The organism is Laspinema palackyanum D2c, from assembly GCF_025370875.1.
Classification (GTDB): domain Bacteria; phylum Cyanobacteriota; class Cyanobacteriia; order Cyanobacteriales; family Laspinemataceae; genus Laspinema; species Laspinema palackyanum.
In genome coordinates, this window is the sequence record NZ_JAMXFD010000006.1 from 70108 (window position 1) to 90359 (window position 20252).

The 20252-nt window shown below is 47.9% G+C and carries 17 protein-coding genes; 11 read left to right on the forward strand and 6 right to left on the reverse strand.

Annotated elements, in window-relative coordinates:
- The 6 genes from NG795_RS09865 to NG795_RS09890 all read left to right on the forward strand — a co-directional run.
- Positions 1-246, forward strand: a 246-nt coding sequence (locus tag NG795_RS09865) for a hypothetical protein (RefSeq protein WP_367288494.1), incomplete at its 5' end; no start/stop codon positions are given.
- A 56-nt stretch (positions 247-302) separates the two neighbouring features.
- Positions 303-1994: a CHAT domain-containing protein gene (locus tag NG795_RS09870; RefSeq protein ID WP_367288495.1), complete on the forward strand. Its 1692-nt coding sequence runs from the start codon at positions 303-305 to the stop codon at positions 1992-1994.
- Positions 1995-2699: 705 nt separating this feature from the next.
- Entirely contained in the window at positions 2700-5258 is a 2559-nt protein-coding gene (locus tag NG795_RS09875) for a calcium-binding protein (protein ID WP_367288496.1), read from the forward strand.
- A 63-nt stretch (positions 5259-5321) separates the two neighbouring features.
- Positions 5322-6698 carry an HD domain-containing phosphohydrolase gene (locus tag NG795_RS09880; RefSeq protein ID WP_367288497.1) on the forward strand — a complete coding sequence of 459 codons (1377 nt, stop codon included), beginning with the start codon at positions 5322-5324 and terminating at the stop codon, positions 6696-6698.
- A gap of 368 nt (positions 6699-7066) precedes the next feature.
- On the forward strand, positions 7067-7672 hold the full coding sequence (locus tag NG795_RS09885) for a pentapeptide repeat-containing protein (protein WP_367288498.1): 606 nt from the start codon (positions 7067-7069) through the stop codon (positions 7670-7672).
- 320 nt (positions 7673-7992) lie between these two features.
- The gene (locus NG795_RS09890) at positions 7993-8754 is read left to right on the forward strand and encodes an LmeA family phospholipid-binding protein (protein ID WP_367288499.1); all 762 of its coding nucleotides are present in this window, start codon (positions 7993-7995) and stop codon (positions 8752-8754) included.
- Between the two features lie 30 nt (positions 8755-8784).
- Here the strand turns inward: NG795_RS09890 and NG795_RS09895 are convergent, their stop codons facing one another.
- From NG795_RS09895 to NG795_RS09915, 5 genes are all read right to left on the reverse strand, one after another.
- Positions 8785-10518 (reverse strand): hypothetical protein, encoded by a 1734-nt coding sequence (locus NG795_RS09895; protein ID WP_367288500.1) that lies wholly within the window; start codon positions 10516-10518, stop codon positions 8785-8787.
- Complete coding sequence (locus NG795_RS09900; RefSeq protein ID WP_367288501.1) at positions 10515-12242, reverse strand: hypothetical protein; 1728 nt, start codon at positions 12240-12242, stop codon at positions 10515-10517. Before NG795_RS09900 ends, NG795_RS09895 begins: the two co-directional genes overlap by 4 nt.
- Positions 12243-12310: 68 nt before the next feature.
- Complete coding sequence (locus NG795_RS09905) at positions 12311-13942, reverse strand: hypothetical protein (protein ID WP_367288502.1); 1632 nt, start codon at positions 13940-13942, stop codon at positions 12311-12313.
- 126 nt (positions 13943-14068) lie between these two features.
- On the reverse strand, positions 14069-15013 hold the full coding sequence (locus tag NG795_RS09910; RefSeq protein ID WP_367288503.1) for a lysylphosphatidylglycerol synthase transmembrane domain-containing protein: 945 nt from the start codon (positions 15011-15013) through the stop codon (positions 14069-14071).
- A gap of 188 nt (positions 15014-15201) precedes the next feature.
- Positions 15202-15426: a type II toxin-antitoxin system RelN family antitoxin gene (locus tag NG795_RS09915; RefSeq protein ID WP_367288504.1), complete on the reverse strand. Its 225-nt coding sequence runs from the start codon at positions 15424-15426 to the stop codon at positions 15202-15204.
- A 253-nt stretch (positions 15427-15679) separates the two neighbouring features.
- Between NG795_RS09915 and NG795_RS09920 the strand changes: the two genes are divergently transcribed.
- Entirely contained in the window at positions 15680-16450 is a 771-nt protein-coding gene (locus NG795_RS09920; RefSeq protein ID WP_367288505.1) for a Uma2 family endonuclease, read from the forward strand.
- Between the two features lie 320 nt (positions 16451-16770).
- Positions 16771-17343, forward strand: coding sequence for a pentapeptide repeat-containing protein (locus tag NG795_RS09925; protein ID WP_367288506.1), 573 nt, complete (start codon positions 16771-16773; stop codon positions 17341-17343).
- A gap of 60 nt (positions 17344-17403) precedes the next feature.
- On the opposite strand, the gene bioU is transcribed toward NG795_RS09925, so the two are convergent.
- Positions 17404-18420: a (S)-8-amino-7-oxononanoate synthase BioU gene (gene bioU, locus NG795_RS09930; RefSeq protein WP_367288507.1), complete on the reverse strand. Its 1017-nt coding sequence runs from the start codon at positions 18418-18420 to the stop codon at positions 17404-17406.
- Positions 18421-18944: 524 nt separating this feature from the next.
- On the opposite strand from bioU, the gene NG795_RS09935 reads away from it, so the two are divergent.
- The 3 genes from NG795_RS09935 to NG795_RS09945 all read left to right on the forward strand — a co-directional run bounded on the left by NG795_RS09935 (position 18945) and on the right by NG795_RS09945 (position 20087).
- Positions 18945-19154, forward strand: a complete 210-nt coding sequence (locus NG795_RS09935) for a DUF2997 domain-containing protein (protein ID WP_367288508.1) — start codon at positions 18945-18947, stop codon at positions 19152-19154.
- A 76-nt stretch (positions 19155-19230) separates the two neighbouring features.
- Positions 19231-19617, forward strand: a complete 387-nt coding sequence (locus tag NG795_RS09940; protein WP_367288509.1) for a DUF1257 domain-containing protein — start codon at positions 19231-19233, stop codon at positions 19615-19617.
- Positions 19617-20087, forward strand: a complete 471-nt coding sequence (locus NG795_RS09945; protein ID WP_367288510.1) for a ferredoxin — start codon at positions 19617-19619, stop codon at positions 20085-20087. The genes NG795_RS09940 and NG795_RS09945 overlap by 1 nt, the downstream gene beginning before the upstream one ends.
- Positions 20088-20252 lie beyond the last annotated feature (165 nt).

Below are 20252 nucleotides of genomic sequence, written 5' to 3' on the forward strand. Positions count from 1 at the left end.
CGCAACCGGGAACAGGAACTCCAACGCAACCGGGAACAGGAACTCCGACGCAACCGGGAACAGGAACTCCGACGCAACCGGGAACAGGAACTCCGACGCAACCGGGAACAGGAACTCCAACGCAACCGGGAACAGGAACTCCAACGCAACCGGGAACAGGAACTCCGACTCAACCGGGAACAGGAACTCCGACTCAACCGGGTGATGGAACTCCGACTCAACCCGATCCAACTTCTCCACCGATAGGGTCGGATAATCCGTCAACCGGACCCATTGTCAATCCTCCAATACAGCCGAATCCCGTGCCTCCACCGTTCATTATTTCACCGGCACCGGATTCGAGTAATCCGCCTGGAGGAAATATATCCAACCCAGTTCCTCCTGCTAATAACGGGGGAGGGAATGTCTCGATTCCTCCGGGTGAGAACGGGGGAGAGAATTTACCGATCGCCCCGATCGTCACAACCCCGCCTATTGATCCGGCAGTTCCAAATGGGGAATCCAGATCACAGGCGATCGTGCGTAACCTGCGATCGCTGCAACTAGAAGTTGCGCCAAATTTAGGAGAAACAGAGATTGCAAATACCCTAGCGCCACCTCTTCCTGATTTTCAGGGGATGGGTTCTGGAGGCTCTTATTTGGCTGAAACCTCCCAGATGTCAGTGTGGGTTGAAGCCCAAAATGCTCCCGACATTCGCACCATCAGCCGGATAGATATCGAACAACAGATTGATCAAGGAAATATGACGGAAGCGATTAGCCTTCTGGATATGTATTTCACAGAAGAGCTCAGTGTTTATCTGGGTCAACCCGTCGGACGTAATTTCAAAACTTTTACTGCACTGCAAGAAAAATTCGAGCATGATTCCGAACCCACGGGGACGAAGCCAGCCATTCTCTATACTTTCGTCCGAGATCAACAACTAGACTTGATTCTCATGCCTAGCAAAGGTAATCCGATTTATAAAAAAGTCGAAGAGGCCGATCGCGAAACCCTGCTGAAAGTCGTTACAGACTTTAGGAGGGCCATTGCTGATCCTCGGTCCCGAACTACCAAAAGTTACCAAGTTCCGGCCCAACAACTGTATGAGTGGTTCATTCAACCCTTAGCAGAGGATCTGGTAGAACTAGAAATTGATACCTTGATGTTTTCAATGGATGAAGGGTTGCGATCGCTTCCGGTATCTGCCCTATATAATCAGGAGCAATTTCTGATTGAACAATATACCATTGGCATCATCCCCAGTGTAAATTTAACGGAAATGAACTATAACCCATTGAACAATGCTCAACTGTTAGCAATGGGAGTTTCCCAATTTGCGGAAATGTATCCGTTACCGGCGGTCCCGGTGGAAATTAACAGCATTCTAACCGAGTGGCCGGGTCAATCGTTCTTGAATGAAGAGTTGACCTTAAAAAATATGCAAGAGTACCGTCAAAAAGGTGCGTTTCAGATGATTCATTTGGCAACTCATGCGGACTTTAAACCCGGGTCTCCGAGTAATTCTTTTATTAAACTCTGGGATACAACTCTCCCGCTTTCGGAACTGCGCCGACTGAACTGGACGGAACCGCCGGTGGAATTATTAGTGCTATCCGCTTGTCGGACAGCGATCGGCGATCGCAATGCGGAGTTAGGCTTTGCGGGGTTAGCAGTTCAGGCTGGGGTTAAATCGGCTTTAGCTAGTATCTGGTACATCAGCGATGAAGGAACGGTAGCGTTAATGACGGAGTTTTATAATCAATTTAGGTCGGGATGGACCAATGAGGATGGCACTGCTTCATCAACCCGCCCTTACATTAAAGCCGAAGCCTTACGCCGCGCTCAAATCGCGATGATTCAGGGAGACTGGCGGATTGAAAATGGGAAGTGGATTGCTAAGAATCCAGATCGGACCATTTCTCTGCCCTCGGAACTCACTCAGGTAGCCAATCAAAATCTCAATCATCCCTATTATTGGGCTGCTTTTGTCATGATTGGTAGCCCTTGGTAAACTGAAAAATTCGCTGAACTTTGCAGAAGATATAAGATGTTATTGGGAATTTGCATCGTTATCAATGCGTCAAAATGCCCATTCTCTCATTCACCCCCAGCCTGAGAACGAGGTTCAGGGGGTGTAGGTTAGGCTCAGATCCCGGTTCTCTCGCACGATCGCCGATCAGGCCGGTAAATCTACCTGTCCTCTGGGCGATCGGTGTCCATTTCGTTACAGTCCATGACTTCGTTACAAATCTTAATTAAATTATATGTTGCCTCACGTTATCTGCGTATTTTCCCCAGGGTCCTTTAATTGACGGTCCGGATAATCATGTTATATTGAGGAAAACCACTAGAAATTTTGGACATTTAGGGACTTATGACTAAAGGACCTGCATTGAGAACACCGATAAAGGCGATGCCCGAGGCGATCGCCAACCCACAAAAATGGCAGAGCTATATCCATCCGAGGGTATAAGAGGGTATCACTCAATCGCCGCCTCTATGTATTTTGAGAGAGATGTGAATACGGGATTAATCCAGTTTAGAGGGAAAGTTCTCTCGATTGGGCCATATCTAAATCGGTAACAGACACTTAAGATTAAGTCAAGTCCTGAATGTTATTGCCTCGATCTTGATGAAAGAGTCCAATAATTCAGAAGGTGAGTCGTTTCCACAAACCTTGGGGGATAAGGGTTTTTTCATAAAGGGAGGAGTGTATATGCCTGAGCTAACAGTGGGTTTAGATACTAAAGTCAATACAACCGTCGAGGGAGATCAGCTTAACCCTCGCATCTATAGCAACGGGCAGGGGACTACCCTCGTCGTCTGGGAAAGTCAGGGGAATCCTCCGGGGATTTATGCGCAACAGTATGACAATCAAGGGCAGCCCGTCGGGGAAGAGTTGGAAGTTGCCATAGGTAACAATCTGCAAAATCCCATCGTAGCGATCGCCGAGGATGGCAGCTTTGTGGTCGCTTGGGAAGAAGCGGGGTCGGAAAACGGTATAGTTCTCCAGCGGTATGACAGTGATAGAAATCCCGTAGGAGAGGCGATCGCCACCTCACTCACTAACACCGGAAACCAGGGAACCCTAGCCCTAGATGGTCAAGGAAACATTCTCTTGGTGGGGGCCGAGGGCAACGGGGCGAATGCAGGTATCTTCGTGCAGCGATACAATGCCCAAAACGAACTGACCCAAGACTTTCAGGTGAGTAACGAGGGAGTCAATCAGGCTAACCCCACCCTCGCAATGGCCGCTAACGGCAACTATGTCATTGCGTGGCAGCAAATTACCCCCGGAAATCAACAAGGACCCGCTCAAAATATTGTAGCCCGACGCTTCAACGCCACGGGGCCAATGGAGCTGCAAGCATTTCAGGTGAATACGACCGATCAGAGCAACCAAGAGAACCCAGTCGTAGCGATCGCCCCCGATGGATCAACCTTCTCAATCTCTTGGGAAAGTGGCGGTGGCAATGCATTGGGGGGTCTGTATGCTCAACGCTATGAGTTCAATTCCGGCCAAGAGATCGGGGGTGAAATTAAACTCGATCCCGGAATCAACGTCGCAACTAAAGCCCTAGCCATAGGTGCCGATGGAACTCTGGCGATCGCCTATTCAGACCAAAAAAATTCCCCAACCTCGGATATCTTCGTCAAGCGCTACGATCGCGCGGGCACTCTTCTCAATCCCGAAGAAACCGCACCCATCAATGCTTACACTGAGGGAACTCAATCCTCCCCGGCAATCATCCAGAACAATCAAGGTAACTTCATCATTGTCTGGCAAAGTAAAGATCAAGATGGCAGTGGTTATGGAATCTATGCCAAAGGTCTGAGTAAGGGAGTCATTGACGAGGATGATGAGGACCCCGAGGACCCGGATTCGGATCTTCCTCAACTGATTATCACCCCTACGGACGAGATTCTGGAAGTCCAGGAAGGCAGCAGTAGAGAACTCTACTCGGTGGTTCTGAGTCGTAAACCCACCGCAGATGTCACCATCACCTTCGAGACGGGTGGGGGAATTGACCCCCTGAGTCCGCTCATTTTCACCGAAGACAACTGGGACATCCCACAACCCATCACCGTCACCGCGATCGCCGACGAAATTGACCAAGGCGATCGCCCCCTGAAAATCCGCCATCAGGCCACCAGTGCTGACCCCGATTACGACGGACGGGAATTGGAGCCCGTGGAGGTTACCCTGATTGATGTTCCCCCGAACGATGTTCCCCCTCCGGTGACCCCGGGTGGGGTGAGATTAATCGAACCCATTGGCAGTACCGAGGTTCTGCAAGGGTTCAGGGGGGACTCCTATAAAATCGCCCTTTCCCAGCAGCCGACAGACACCGTTACGATCACGGTAGAACTGCCGGAATACCTCTTAACCATGACCCCGGGCTTTCCCCAGGCTCACTCCACAACGGAAGAGACCACCACCTTCACCATCACCTTTACCCCAGAAAACTGGAACATCTCCCAAAGCATCATGGTGAATGCTTTAGATGTTCCCCATGTACCCAGTCGCGGTTTGCAACATGGAACGCCCTCGGTGGGAATCCACTATGCCATTACCAGTGAGGATCCGGCCTATAACGGCTTAGAAATAGATGCGTTAAGCCTGAACTTCAACAACACCAACAACCGGGGGATGGAGAAAACCCTCGATGAAGCTTCGGCCCTCGGACTGAGTACCGTTGACGATCGCATTATGGGATCGGCGGGGAATGATAGGATCCACGGACGTGCAGGGAATGACCTTATCTATGGAGTCGCCGGGGACAATATTATCTATGGACAGGAAGGGAACGATGGGATAGAGGGCGGTGCGGGTAAAGATATTATCTATGGCGGTTCCGGGAATGATCACCTGTATGGCGCTGCTGGGGATGACATTATCTATGGAGGGGAAGACAGCGATCGCATCTTTGGAGGAAACGGTAACGATATCCTCTTTGGCGGCGAGGGCAACGATCGCATCTTTGGAGGAAACGGTCGCGATACCCTCACCGGAGGTCCGGGGAACGATAGCTTTGGCATCGGTCCCGGCACCGGGGGAAACAGTCCCACAGAAGCCGATGTGATTACCGATTTTACCAGAGGGGAAGATATTATCGAATTCGTGGGCAATCTCACCTTTGAACGGTTGGAAATCTATCAAGGGACAGATGCTTATGGTGCCGATACCATCCTTCGCGATCGCGAAACCGGGGAATATTATGCGCGCTTGCAAAATGTCATCGCCACCAGCCTAGACCCCTTTGATTTCGTTTAAACCCCAATTCACAGCAGTCCCGATTCCCGGTATGATGGGGAAAATAATAAATCGCCCGATAAGATGAATCCGGAATCCACACTCAACCAGCTAAAAGCCGCAAGTCCCCACGGACAACTGCCTACTAGCTATGGAGTTTACTTTAAGAATACCCTCGTGGCCCTGTGCCACGCCCTTGAAGATCATCTTTTGGAATCTTCTCCCGCAGACTCTGACCAGAAACCCTTGGTTTTAGTCACCTTTCAACAAGGCAAGTGGTATTTGCAAGAAGCGGAACGATATTGGGACCTGGCCCAGCATTCCGGTGACGTGGCGATCGCCGCCCTCTCGGACAGTGGCTTTAGCACCCACCGCACCAGCGAACTGGAAAACGTCTCCTTGGTGGAACTGGATCCGGAGGATAGCTTAGTTCATGAATGGAATTTAATCATTATTGCGCCCACCTATCGGGCCATGCTGTTATGCCACGAGCTTTCGGATGAAGAGTATTTACCCGAGGGTCAACCTTCCGTAGATATGGAGCGCAAATTCTATGGAATGTGGACCTTTGACCCCGAACTCGTCGCCAAATCCGCAGAAATTTTAATCGAACGATTTCGGCCCTACAATTCGCCCTTGTGCGATCGCCTCCGGCAACAACTCCAGGATATTCTCAACACCAAAGGTCTTCCCCAGACCGATATGACCGGGGTGGTTAACCGCATCGTCACCTACCTGCAAACGTCGCAACAGCAACTGGTGACCATGAGCCGCCAAACCCGCGAACTCTGGGAATTAGAAGGGCGGGCCCTGAAAATCAGCCGGAATTTGAATGCGAATAAACTCCAAGCCTTCTTACGCATGGCCCAGCGCGTCGATGAACGGGACGAAGCCAATCCCTGCGCTTGTTTGCAAGTTTCAGCCTTATCGGAAACCGTGGGTCAACTGCTAGATTTGCCAACCCTGCAACTGCGCCGACTGCGACTGGCGGGGTTACTCTTCCGGATTGGGTTAGTTTCGGCACCCCTGGAAATTTTTGCCAAAACCTCCCGAGAGTTAGATGAAGTCAGCTTAACCTTTTGGCGCGATCGGGCTATTCTCAGCGCTCAATTACTCTCAGCAATGCCTGAATTAGCCCCCGTCACCCACATTGTCAAACATCACCTGGAATATTGGGACGGCAGTGGTAAACCCGATGGACTGCGAAGGCAAGATATTCCCTTAGAATCCCAAATTCTGGGGTTAGTCTCCTATTTTCAAGAACTCACCCAATCTCGCGGTTCGCGATCGGCCCGCAGTTTATCCGATGCCCTCGAAAAATGTCAAGCTCGCAGTAACACCCGCTTTGACCCCCAATTAGTCGATACCCTTTCCCACATCGTCCGACTCACAGAAATGGGCCTCATGCAACTCCCCGATCGCCCTTCTCAATTGCCCAATGTCTGGTTAGAAGAAGCCTAGTCGGGAGATAGGGAGGATGCTTGTAGTAACGACTTCAGTCGTTTCTTCCTGTTCGTAGTAACGACTTCAGTCGTTTCTTCCTGTTCGTAGTAAAAACTTCAGTCGTTTCTTCCTGTTCGTAGTAACGACTTCAGTCGTTTCTTCCTGTTCGTAGTAACGACTTCAGTCGTTACTCTCCTGTCATGGCATAAGCCATCACAGGAGCAATGGGAGAGTCTACCGCCTTTGATGGGGGACTGGAGGGATAGCCTCTAAGAGAGCGTTACATGGCTTCAGCCATGTAACGAGGAAACGACTGAAGTCGTTACTACAAACATCTCCCCAGCTTCCCCATCTCCCCCACCTACCCACCCATTCACCGAACTCTCATGGATTTACAAGCGATTCGACAAGGAAAAATCAAAGATTTGCGAAATGCCGAGCTTTCCGGTGCCGACTTAAGCGGCGCTCATCTGGCCCTAGCTAACTTGCAAGGGGCCAATTTAATGGGAGCCAATCTCTCCGGTGCCGACCTGCGTGGGGCGCAATTGCGCGCCAACTTACGCGGTGCCGACCTCACTGGGGCCATTTTATCGGGGGCCGATTGTCGGAATGCCGACTTGCGCGGGGCGATTTTAGTTGATGCCAACCTGCGGGATGCCAGCTTGGCTGGGGCTTTTTTAGCCGGGTCCATCTGTAGCCAATTGGATTTGAGCGGGATAGACTTGCGCGGGGCAGATTTGCGCGGGACCCTGCTGAATCGCGCCATCCTGCAAGGGGCCGAACTGAGTTCCGCCAACCTTTCCGGTGCCGACTTATCCTCTGCTGATTTAGAAGAAGCCAATCTCAATGGGGCGATCTTCTGTGGGGCTAATTTAACCGGGTCCAATTTGCTCTGTGCCGCGATGGAGCAAACGCAATGGCTAGGAGCAAGACTGGAAGGGGCTTGTGTGGAAGGGACGCCTTTGGGAGAACGCAGAAGGTCGCAAGGATGAACTCGGGAAGGGATTTCTGCTGGAATTTCTCCTTAAAAAGATAGATTTTTTGAGGGGAATCTCCTCAAATCCAGGTAAAGGCCCCACCCAATCTGTCCGCCACCAGGGCAGGGCTATCCGAGGAATTAAAAAAGTGAACGGACTACTGGGCGTAGGTTTAAGGGCTTTAGGGACTCAGAATCAACCCGGGTAAATTCCGCAAATTTCCCCCTCTTCCCCAGGGTTACCCCCGGTTTCCCTTATGGTGACCATAACCATCACAAAAGTTTACATTTTGTAATGAACCGTTATAATGGAGCAGTAAACAACCCTGCAAAAAAATGGTATCCTCATTGTTTGGCAGTAAACCGTTTCAAAATCAAAGTGGTGATGCCCTCGTTAGTAAAGTAGCCGGAGCTGCGATCGCTGCGTTGTTCAAGAAATCTGAAAAAGTTGAAGCCAATGTCCGAGCAGAACCCGTAACAAAGCTGTTGCAGGGCAGCGTCGATGGCTTTGACTTCATTGGCAAAGGAATGCTGATGTATAATGGCCTGCGGATCGAGAACATGGAATTGTACTTGCAAGCGGTCGCCATTGATATTGGCGCGATTTTTGCCGGTCAAGTCCAGTTACGACGACCCACCAGCGCCAGCATGAGAGTGGTTTTAACCGAAGCTGACTTAAACAGTTCCTTTAATACACCGTTTGTAGTCGAAAAACTTCAAAGATTACAGTATCAAGGGGAGTCCCTGAATTTTCACCAAACTCAGGTCAACCTCACCCCCGATAAGAGAATTCAAATCCTGTCCCAAGTGAGTTTAGGCAACTCTGACACAACGATCGCTCTGGATATGACTGCCAGCGTTCAGGTGGAAGAACGTAGGAAAATCCAATTTATCGAAGTGAGTTATGGCGGAGACGAAAAGGCGGTTGATCTGGGTAAGGAATTGATTAATCATGTCAATGACTTGCTGGATTTAGATAAATTTGCCTTAGAGGGAAGCCAATTGCGAGTGGATCGGATTCGACTGCAAAACCAGGAAATTGTCTTTTATGGTTCGGCGCAGATCGATCAGTTCCCCTCGGGGAAAGGTAAAAAATAAGGGAGCGATCGCCGTAAATTTGGGGGATCGCTAACGGCGACGCTTGGTCAGACATTCCGCCTGGAGTACGACAAAATCGCCCGCCTCAAACTGAGTACAAGGGGCGATCGCTCCCACTAATGCCGGAACCGTCCCTCGTCGGAGTGCTGCTTCAGCTTGTTCGGCAGCCTTAAAAAGCGGTTGAGTTTCGGTCAGTTGAAAGCGGCGCAACCAAGGGCTTTTGTCTAAATACTCCGGGGTAAAGGCGGACCGTTCTACAATCCATAAATCAATCCCATACTTTTGAATCAATTGCTGGACCGCATCCAATTTTTCACTATATTGAGCGGTCAAAAGTTCTATTGCCCGTTGATTGAGTTCTTGATAATAGGTCTGATGATAGCCAATCACATAGCTAGGACTAACCAAAATAGACCGATTGGTAAAGGCAGGCAAATTATCGGTTTCTTCAGCAATGGCGGCAATTAACGTATCTTTCGGTTGAGTGGCTAAAAATTCATAGAGGGGTGAGAATTTGCCAATTTTGTAATCTACATCGGGAAATTTTCTTAACAGAATCGGATAGATTAGCAAAATGGTCAACAAAGCAGAAGCGGTTATTCCCCATATAAATTTGGAGTTTTTTGCCGGAGTCGTCCGCAGTTTTTGAACCAGCCATTCTAAAATCAACGTCAAGGAAATTGCTCCGGCGATCGGCATCACCAGTCGCAGACTATGTTCCGTATATCGGCTGGGAAGATGCAGTTGAAATAAAAGAGCATGAGCTGCCAAAAACATAGTCAAAGAAACAACTAATAATTGCGGCAACAGAACCAGGCTGGGGCTAATTTTTTCAGCCAGGGGAAACCGGGGAGCAAATCGCCACAGAACCGGCAACAAAACCCCTAACCAAATTTGAGGCAAAGTAAAAGAAAGTTCGCACCATTCACTGGGAAATATCCCGGTTCGCCGCCAACACAACCAATATTCCAAAGGATTATCAATAAAAAAACTGGGCCATAAAATTTTGGCTTGGGCAGCGGTTAGAACTGGACCATATTCCGAAGATTTCAAGGCATAAGGTAACATCACTGCCAGGGCTACAGCTAAACCAATCCCAGACATTAAATAGTTTTTCCGGTGGGGACATAGAGAAATTTTGCCTTGATTCCAGGACAAACAGTGGAACACTAAAAGACCTGATGCCAGAAAAACACACTGGGGATAAAATAGTCCTAAGAGGGCAATGGTTACTGCTGTTAAGATGAGATTTTCTCGCAGGAAGTAATACAGAAAGGCTAAAAATAAGGGATAGCCAAAAGCAACGGGCGTGGCGGAGGGAATATCATCTTGTAACCAAAAGTTTTGATTCAGCAGCAATCCGCATATAAATCCGGCAAATGGCACAGGGAAAAGCTCCATCACCACTTGAAAGCAATAGAAAGTGGCGACAAGGACCAGAAGTAAGGGCAGGATTTTATTGAATAAAAATGGATTAATTCCCAGTTTAGCCCCGATATGATAAAGGGTGGTATATCCAGCAGGGGCCACGGATTCAAAATAGTCCGCCATCACATCATCTGGGAACAAGTCCGGATCTAAAAATCGCTGCATCCAAAAGACGTGCTGCCTAGCATCATCTTGGATGATATAAGGGTTAGATAAAGCCATTTTTAAGGCAAAAATTGCAAAAATTGCTGCTACAGCGAGGGTGGCAATCAGCCAGAAAATTTGCCATTGTCGCGAGGAGTTGGAGATAATGCGAAGAAATCGGGATGAGATCATAGATCGGATGAATTGAAAGTGAGAATACAGGCAGAATCTAAGACGGCAAGTTTATCGAAGTGGAATACCGTGCAGCGATCGCCAACTTTTGCTAAAACCGGGGTCACTCCCTTCTCCAGTTGGGCGATCGCCTGACTCGCCGCCGGTTGATATTGCATCATCCAGCGATCGTTTTTCAGATATGAGGCAGTAAACGACCCTTCTTCAATTAACCAAAAATCAATACCATATTCGGTGATAAACTGCTCAACTTCCGCTAAATTGGGGCTGTAATGGGCGTGAATTAAATCGATACTCCGTTCCTCGATTTCTGCATAATACCCTTCATGATAAGGTACAACATACCCTTCATTCCCAATTAAAATTGATCGTTGACTAAACGAAGGAAGATTATTCACTTCATCGGTAACTGATGCAATTTGAATATCTTTTGGCTGTTGGGCAAAAAATTCATATAATGCTGGGAAATACCCAAATTGATAATCCGTGCGAGGAAATCGTTTTAACCCTAAAGGTTCTAAAATAAGTGCGGCTAAAATTAAGTAACACCCAACCCGAGTGATAGTTTTTTGATTTATATTTTCCCCCAAAATCAGAAGTGCATCCATCAGCAGGGTGACGGTGATTCCAGCGGCGATCGCACTGACAATCCTAAAGGTATGTTCCGTGTAGCGACTGGGTAAATGTAAGTCAAATAACAGCAGATGAGATAGGAAAAACATTCCTAACGATGCCAGAATAATCTCCAGCAAAATACCTGCCTGTTTTATCTGAACCGACAAAGGAAAAGCCCCGCGAAATCGGAGTAAAAGTGGTAAAATTCCTCCTAAAATCAACGGGGAAATTATTGCAAACCGAGGCATCATTCCACTCCGTTGTCCGGTAAACCAGTAATGGCCCCAATCCTCGCTAAAAAACTCACTTTTCCCCCGCTTTAAAAACTCGGGCAAAGTTTTAGCTTCAGCAGCAGTAATCACGGGACCATAATCATCGGACTTTAACATATAGGCGATAATAACTATCGCTGCAATTCCGAATAAAGTTCCATAAAATTGATACAGATTTCCCGGGTGCTTCCGATGAGGACGCCAATCACTCAGACGCAAAAATTGTAAAATTAAAACTCCCACTGCGACTAACAAACATTGCGGATAAAATAATCCCAAAAGGGCAACAAATACCCCTGTTAACCAGAGTTTTCGCCGCAATAAAAAATAGAGAAATCCAGTAAATAGGGGATAAACAAACGCCACGGGAGTTGCTGAAACCACATCATCCCGCATCCAGATATAATGATTTAGCAATAACCCACTGATAAATCCTGCAACGGGCACTGGCAACAGTTCCATTGTGATGCCAAAACAGAAAACTGTCGTGATTAATCCTAAAATAGGAGGTAGGAGTTTATGCAGCAGCATCGGAGAAATGCCCAGTTTGGCGAAAATCCAATAAAAGGCAGTATATCCCGCTGGTGCAACGGATTGAAAATAATCGGCGATCCAATCATTGGGAAACAATTCCGGATCGATAAAACGCTGGATCCAAAAAACGTGCTGCCGCGCATCATCTTGTACCACATAGTCGATACTAAACGCCTGCTGTAATATCAAAATTCCATAAACTGTAGCAAAAGCTAAGGTTAAAGTCAGCCAAAAAATCACCGTAGATTTTGGAGATTTTTCCAAGGGACCTGTCAAGAATCGATGCAAATTGGGCATTGCCATAGATAAGAGGGTAAAGTTGGGGAAAGGGAACGGAACTAACCCGGTTGAATGGGGCAGAGGATGCACAGTTAGTCGTTAATTATACACTGAGATTGGAGGACTAGGAAATCCCCCGTTTCAAATACCGTACAAGGGGCGATCGCCTCCGCAACAAACGGCAGATTTCCCGATTTCAAAGAGGCGATCGCCTCATCCGCCTCCGGTTGATACTGTTGCAACCAGCGATTTCGGGTAAAATACCCGGGTTCAAACGCCGATTGCTCAATTAACCAAAAGTCGATGCCATACTGTTCAATCACCCCTTGCACCACTGTTTTATCCCCACTATATTGAGCGCGAATTACATCCCGCATCCGTTGACTAAATTCGCGATAATATCCCTGATGATAGGGAATGGCATATTCCCGCCCGACTAAAATAGACCGATGGGAAAATGTCGGTAAATTATTCGCTTCCCCACTTAAAGAAGCGATTAAACTATCCTGGGGTTGCTGTTGAAAAAACTGATATAAATCCGGCAAGGGTCCCGGACGATAATTGGTGCGAGGAAAACTTGGCGTATAGTTCGGATAAAAAATTAGGGCAGCGGTGAAAAATAGCGTCATTCCTGCTGCAAGAATCTGTTGCAACTGTCCAGAAAATGGCGTTAAAACCTCCAATGCCCAATCTATCAAAATTGCAATTAAAATTCCGGTTGCTACAGCTAAAACAATTCTAAAACTATGGTCAATATAGCGACTGGGTAAATGCAGTTTAAATAATACCAAATGAGCTGTAAAAAACATTAAAACTGCTGCTAACATCAGGTTTTTTAATACCTGTAATGCCGGAGAAAGTTGAGAAACTAAAGGAAACCGGGAAGGATACCGACAAACCCAGGGCAAGAAAATTCCTATCCAAATCAGCGGGGGTAACAAAGGTGGTAAAATTCCCGATCGCTCTCCAATTAACCAGAAATAAAAGGGGTTTTTATGATAAAATGGGTTGCGTCCTCCCGGCCATAATTCCGGGGAAGTCATGGCATCAGCAGCCGTTAACACCGGACCATATTCATTAGTTTTCAAGGCATAAGGCAACATCACTGCAAATGCTACCGCTAAACCGATTCCTGAAAACAGATAATCCCGCCAATTGTGGGAAAGAAAAATCCGCCAAGACTGCCAAGAAACTAGACGCAAGAGCAAGATAGCGGAAGCGATGAAAACATACTGGGGATAAAAGAGTCCCAAGAGGGCGATCGCTACACAACTGCCCAATAACTGATGCCGTGATAAATAATAGAGAAATCCCACAAATAGGGGATATAAAAAAGCGCGGGGACTTGCAGAAACCAAATCAAATTTCATCCATAGACTTTGATTCAGCAACAGACTACTGATAAATGCAGCCAAGGGGACCGGAAATAACTGGAAGGTTAACCCAAAACAGTAAATTGTAGTGATAATAGCTAGGGCGATCGGCAGCAACTTACTCAACAATAATGGCTCAATTCCTAACCATGCCATCCCGCGATAAACTGCCGTATATCCGGCGGGTGCAACCGATTGAAAATAATCCGCAATATAATCCCCCGGAAATAAATCCGGGTCTAAAAATCGCTGCATCCAAAAGACGTGCTGCCTTGCATCATCCTGAACCATATATTCAACGCTAAAGGCTTTTTGCAGGACCATTGCCCCATAAATAGTTGCAAAAGTCAAGATCAAACTGAACCAAAAGATAACAAGGGGACTGAATCGGTGGGAAATAGGAGCAGTTAGGAATTTTCGTAAATTATTCATCATTGAACAGCAGCAATTTTCGGGAGAATAAATCCTAGATAATTCCTAACGATTTTGGGTGCGGAGGGTGGATAAATATCGCTCTAAAAACGGTAATCCTGCAATAGCTGGGAGCAAATAACGAGAGGTACAAAGTAATCCCAAAGCTGCTCCCGTTGCTTCTCCAAAATAGGGCTGATAAAACAAAATTAAGGCGGCATCGCGGGTTCCGACTCCGGCAAAGGTTAAGGGCATCAAACCGGCGAGAATGGCTAAGGGAGAGAGGGCGAGGTTAGTTAAAAATGGTGTCCAGGCATTGAGGGCGAGAATAAAGAACCAAATTTGTAAGAGATGGCAAAACCAGAGGAAAATAGAAGTTAGGGTAACCGTCAGCAAACGACGGCGATCGCCCCAAAAATAATCGTGCATTTCTCCCCAGGAAAAGCGCAATTTGTCAAGCTTGATTTGAACTTTTTTCGGAGCCAAACGGGACGCTATTCCAAAACAGACCCGAGCAAACTGAGGAGAACTCAATAAGCATAACCCGACGATTAACCCTCCGGTAACTCCCGTCGTCATCGCCCAAAATAGAGCATCTTTTGCGGGATATAAGAGCAAGCCAAAAACACACCATAATAGCAGAGACATCAAATCGCAGGCTTTTTCAAACACTACCAAAGAGAGGGCCAAAGAACCACTCAAATGCCCGCGATCGCGCATAAAATAAGCCTTAGCAATATCCCCCATTTTCGATGGCAACACCATATTTAACACACTAGAAGCTAGAATCAGCCGATTCGCCTCGGGAAAATCCAGCCCTGAACTTGCCGGTGCAAGCTGCTGTAAACGCCAACTGGTAATCGCCACCAGGGGGACAACCATTCCCAAACTCACCACCATCCAGAGGCGATCGCAATTTTGGAAAACCTGAACCAACCGGGGAAAATCAATTTTCCAGTAAATAAGAGCCAGAATAAGCAAGCTAATCGTCAGAGAAATCAGTCGTTTCATTAATCCGGAATTAAGGGTAAGTTGCAGGAAATAAACAGGTTACACCTAAGCGTTCTAGGCATCTTCTGTCCTTTCCCTCTCCTGCTGATCATAGCTTGTAATCATACAGTAAATGTCATCGTCAGCACTATCGAATTGTTCACATTGGGCCTAAAATGACAGGTTGATAAGACATCTTCAATCCCTTTCTAAACTTGGGCGATCGGGATAGTTTGTCCAGTCATTGCTTCGTGCCAAGCCTGCTGAAAATCTTGTAGAAGTGCTGCTTTCGATTCTTCCTCTTCATCGACTTCTGAGGGTTCAGCAATCAAAACAATCACTTCAAATCGACTATTTTTATCGGTAATCAGAGGATAATCTAAAGTCAGTTGCCCCTGTTCATCAATCGTTGCCATAACCTTGAGTGCTTTCATTATTTTTCCTGACTAATAATTGTCAACTACCGTAAATTGATGCAGAACAGTACACCGCCCCGAACCCTTATAGAATAATCAATGAACCTAACGCTTGTGTCAATCATCATAGCCGATTTATCGTTAAGGGCAATTTCTGAGCGGCTCAATCAAACCCTAAGCATCAGGGCGCTTCATAAATCACCCCCACAGGACGCCGGACCCAGAGGCATGATATAGTAAGGTAATGAACCCTACCCTGGCAGGAATCATCATGTTAGCTACATCCCCTACTTACACAATCACCTGGGAAAAGTTGCCCGATGATTTTGTGCTGCCTGATGACCCAGTGGATAATATTAATCAACCGACTCTGGCAGCAGCCTTAACCGAAAGTTTGGAGTTAGCGGGAAAACTACCGGAAACGGCCCTGACCCCCACCAATTACGGCATTTGTGCCACCCTCAATGACAAATTCGTCGTCAAAGCACCGGATTGGGCGTATATTCCCCATATTACGGTTAAACGTTCCGAAGTTGAGCGGAGTTATACCCCGCGACTGCAAGGGGAACTTCCCACTCTAGTCTTGGAGTTTTTATCAGAAACCGAAGGGGGAGAGTATTCCATAAAAGCGACCTATCCCCCGGGAAAATACTTCTATTACGAGCAGATTTTGCAAATTCCTAACTATGGCATTTTTGACTTAGAAGATGGAACCTTAGAACTGTATCGTTTAGGAGAAAATCAGCGGTATCAACTGGAATCAGCCAATGAAGAAAACCGCTATTGGATTCCGGAAATGCAGCTATTTCTTGGAGTCTGGGAAGGACAACGAGAAAATCGTCCCGGATACTGGCTACGCTGGTGGGATGAAGCGGGAAATTTACTCTTGTGGGGTACAGAACGAGTTGAAGAGGAACGCCAACGGGCTGAACAGGAACGCCAACGGGCTGAACAGGAACATCAACGGGCTGAACAGGAACATCAACGGGCTGAACGATTAGTGGCTCAACTTCGGGCTGCAGGAATCGAACCGGAAGAGTAGTTTTAAAGGGGTGGATTAGCTGTTCTTCTACTAAGAAAACCTAATCCACATTTTTTTATATGAGTTCGATTTTTTCACCTGCATCGGCATGGTCCAGGGTTTTACTTGATGCTTTATTACACGATTAAATAGTCAGCGAATTTCTGGGTTGCGGATTTGTATCGGGCCAGGTTTTTCGGGGTTTTCTCCCCTGCCAACCCAGACCGAACACTCCCGACTCACCCCAACCCCAACTATTAGCCAAACCTTAAACTTTCCCAAATAACTACCTTATTCTGAGAAAATAGAAGAGTCAGCCGTAAAATAACCCGCTTAAAAATATGGATGCTAACGAACTACTAGAACGGTATGCTGCTGGAGAACGAGATTTTCGCGATACGGACTTGTTCCGGGCGGATCTGAGTAATGCAGAGTTAAGTGGTGTCAGTTTCTTTCGCACGAGCTTGTTTGGGGCGAATCTATTTCGGGCCAAACTGATTGGGTGTGATTTCTTCCGATCTACCCTAATCGGGGCTAATCTCTATTGTGCGAATCTCAGTGGGGCAAATTTGACCGGCGCAAATTTAACCGGCGCGAATCTCAGTGGTGCGGATTTAAGTGGTGCGGACCTCACGGATGCAGACTTGGGGGGTGCGGACTTGAGTTACGCCACGTTGCATTATACGGACTTCACTGGGGCGAACTTGTTTCGGGCGATGATGGTGGATGCGAAGTTGAATCATGCCAAGTTGGTGCGGGTGCGCCTGCGGGGTGCGAATTTGAATGGCGCGATCGCAGAAGGGGCGATTTTTTCTAAGGTAATGGGGCTTTCGGAGGAGGTGAAACAGGATCTGCTCGATCGCGGTGCAGTATTCCAAGAGTTGACAGCAGCGGTTCCCTCCCCGATCGCCTGACTTAATCCAACTCGGGGGCGATCGCACTTCAAAACTCATCCGGCGATCGCCCCCTTAGACTTACTGAACAAACAACGGCATCACTTCCGCTGCGGTTAACAACCCGTAAATCCCCCGTTGATGCAAGCGCACCCCGGCTTTTAAATACCCAAACGCAGGGCCGCAAACATTCGCCGCCATACTGGTTTCATCTCCTAGGGTAAAGGTATGAGTGGAGATTTTACCCTCGAAGGTGCGACCTGTAATTTGCACATTGGTACTCAGTGGCTTCTTCGGATTGCGGGTATCGACAATACCGCCAACGGTGACGCGATCGCGTGAACAAATTCCCGCCAATTCCAACATGATATCATCGGCGTGTTCCATGTTTTCCAACGCCAATTTGCCATCGGTGCGATCGAGCAAGGCTTCCACTTCTGCATCACTCATCGCCATTGCTTGGGCTACGGTATAACCGGGAATATGGGCAATATCTTCGCGAATTGTGGCGCGATAGGCTTCCCAGTTGGCAATTCCGACGCCGAAGGTAATTTTCACGCTATGGATTTCGGCGAAACTTTGGGCGGCTAACGCAGCAGCAGCCGTTAATAAGCCGGGGGTGGCACCACAGCCTGTCATGTAGGTAATCCCGGCTTTTTGTAAGTCATCCTGGAGTTCGAGTAACTGTTCAACAGCGCTGGTGCGTTTCAGGGCGTCTACTAACACGCCACGCCATCCAGACTCAATAAATTGTCTTGCCACCGATGCCATGAAGGTATTGGGGAGGTTGGGTAATGCGAGGAAATACCCATCCACGTCAGCTTGAGAAATTAATTCGGCGATGCTGTCATTGCTGAGGATGCCACCGGGTTCGAGGTAGCCGAGGGACCCCTGTTGATGGTAGGTGGTGATGCAGGCATCGGGATTTAAGCCTTGGGAATTGTAAGCATAGCCTTGTTTATCAGCAGCAGCCACCCAGAGGGTTTCGCGTTTGGGGGCAAGGATCCGGGCGGCAGCTTGTCCTAAGCCTCCAAACCCGAGAACACCGATGCGCAGGGGGTTTGAGGTTGAGGAGTGGGGGGTTTGCGGGTTACTCATGGGGGATTCCTTGAATTAAACAGATTCTCATTATCTAACGGAAGTTGAGCAGCAGCACGGTTTCTGGGGTGAGATGCGCCGAGATTTGTAAAGAATTATGAACGGAAAAACTGGGGCCAGACCTATCAAAATTTTTAGGGGGGAGCATCAATTGTGTCAATGTTTCCAGACGGGTACACCGGGATTGGCAAGAGGTGAAGCGGCCTGACTGTAGCGGAATCGCCAGGATGGGGGCGGGTTGGAAATGGCTGGGACTCCAGCGGCTGCCCCTTCAAATCTGGGAGTGGGGATCACTTGACTACTCTTGCAACTTAGGGGAAACTTAGCAAATATTGAGTGATTTACTCTAATCGGTAATAAATTTTGTTAAGGTATGACTCAATATAATTCGATTGGTCACAATAAGTTAACAGGACTTGCCAAGCTGGGCAGTCTCGGATCCCTGAATTGACCCAAAGGCATGACTGGCGTTGCTGGGGATGCCCGGTTATGAATTAAAACCACCTAAAAAGCAAACCAAACTCATGGAAACACTCGAATTTGTCATCTACCCCGATGGTCGAGTGCAGGAAAAAGTCACTGGCATTGTCGGTGCATCCTGTGCAGAGGTCACAGCGGCGATCGAAGCTCAACTGGGACAGGTCCTGGTCCAGTCCAAGACTTCGGAACATTTTGCCCAAGTGGTAGAACTGTCCCAGACTGCAACCGCCCAAGCGAGTTGGAGTGAGTGGTAAATTTTTGTAAAACTGCAATTTAATTGTTTCTGGTTCCCTTTGATTCACCATTGTTAGCACAAGAGAGTCATCAACTATGTCACATTTCAGCCAAATTAAGACCCAAATTCGCAATCTGACTTCGTTGCAATCGGCGTTAACGGAGTTGGGAATTGACTGGAAATCTGGACCGACGGAGGTCCGGGGTTATAAAGGATTAACCCACAACGCCGAAGTGGCGATCGCCCAAGACAATGGATATGACATCGGGTTTGCTTGGAACGGCCAAGAATATTCCCTGGTGGCTGATTTGCAATATTGGCAGCAACCCTGGACCGTGAATCGGTTTTTGAATGAAGTGACCCAGCGCTATGCCTATCACACCGTGGTGAATGAAACGGCGAAACAAGGGTTTCAAATTGCCGAACAGCAAAAAAATGAAGATGGTTCGATCCGGGTTGTCTTGCAACGTTGGGCCAGCTAATGGAAGAGTTTTCTGAGTTCTCAACCCCCGAAACTCCGGACCGTTCGGGTCTTGAACCGGAGTTAGGTGGCGCGTTACGGGATGCCCCGGAACGTTCAGGTTTGGAGCCAGAGTTAGGCGGCGCATTGCGACAAAATGGCGTCTATGTGGACGAACCGACTTGCATTGGCTGCAAACATTGCGCTCATGTGGCGCGAAATACCTTCTATATTGAGGAGGATTATGGACGTTCCCGGGTGATTCGCCAGGACGGAGACCCGGAGGATGTGATTCAAGAGGCGATCGACACTTGTCCAGTGGACTGTATTCACTGGGTGGATTACACCGAACTGAAGCAACTGGAAAAAGAGCGACTGTATCAGGTGATTCCCCGGGTGGGATATCCGGTGGAACAGGCGGTTTCTGTGGTAGGGACTCGCCGGAAAAAAGAAGTGTCTAAGCGCAAAAAAAAGAAGCCAGTGAGCGACTAGAGGGGTGCGCTTGACCAACTTCAAGGAGGCGAAACTTGATTGTTTTGGTTTTTTGAAGGGGTAGGAAGCGGCCCATTTTCAAGAAAGTCTGAGACTGGATAACGACTGAAGTCGTTACTACGAACAACAGGCTGAGACTGGATAACGACTGAAGTCGTTACTACG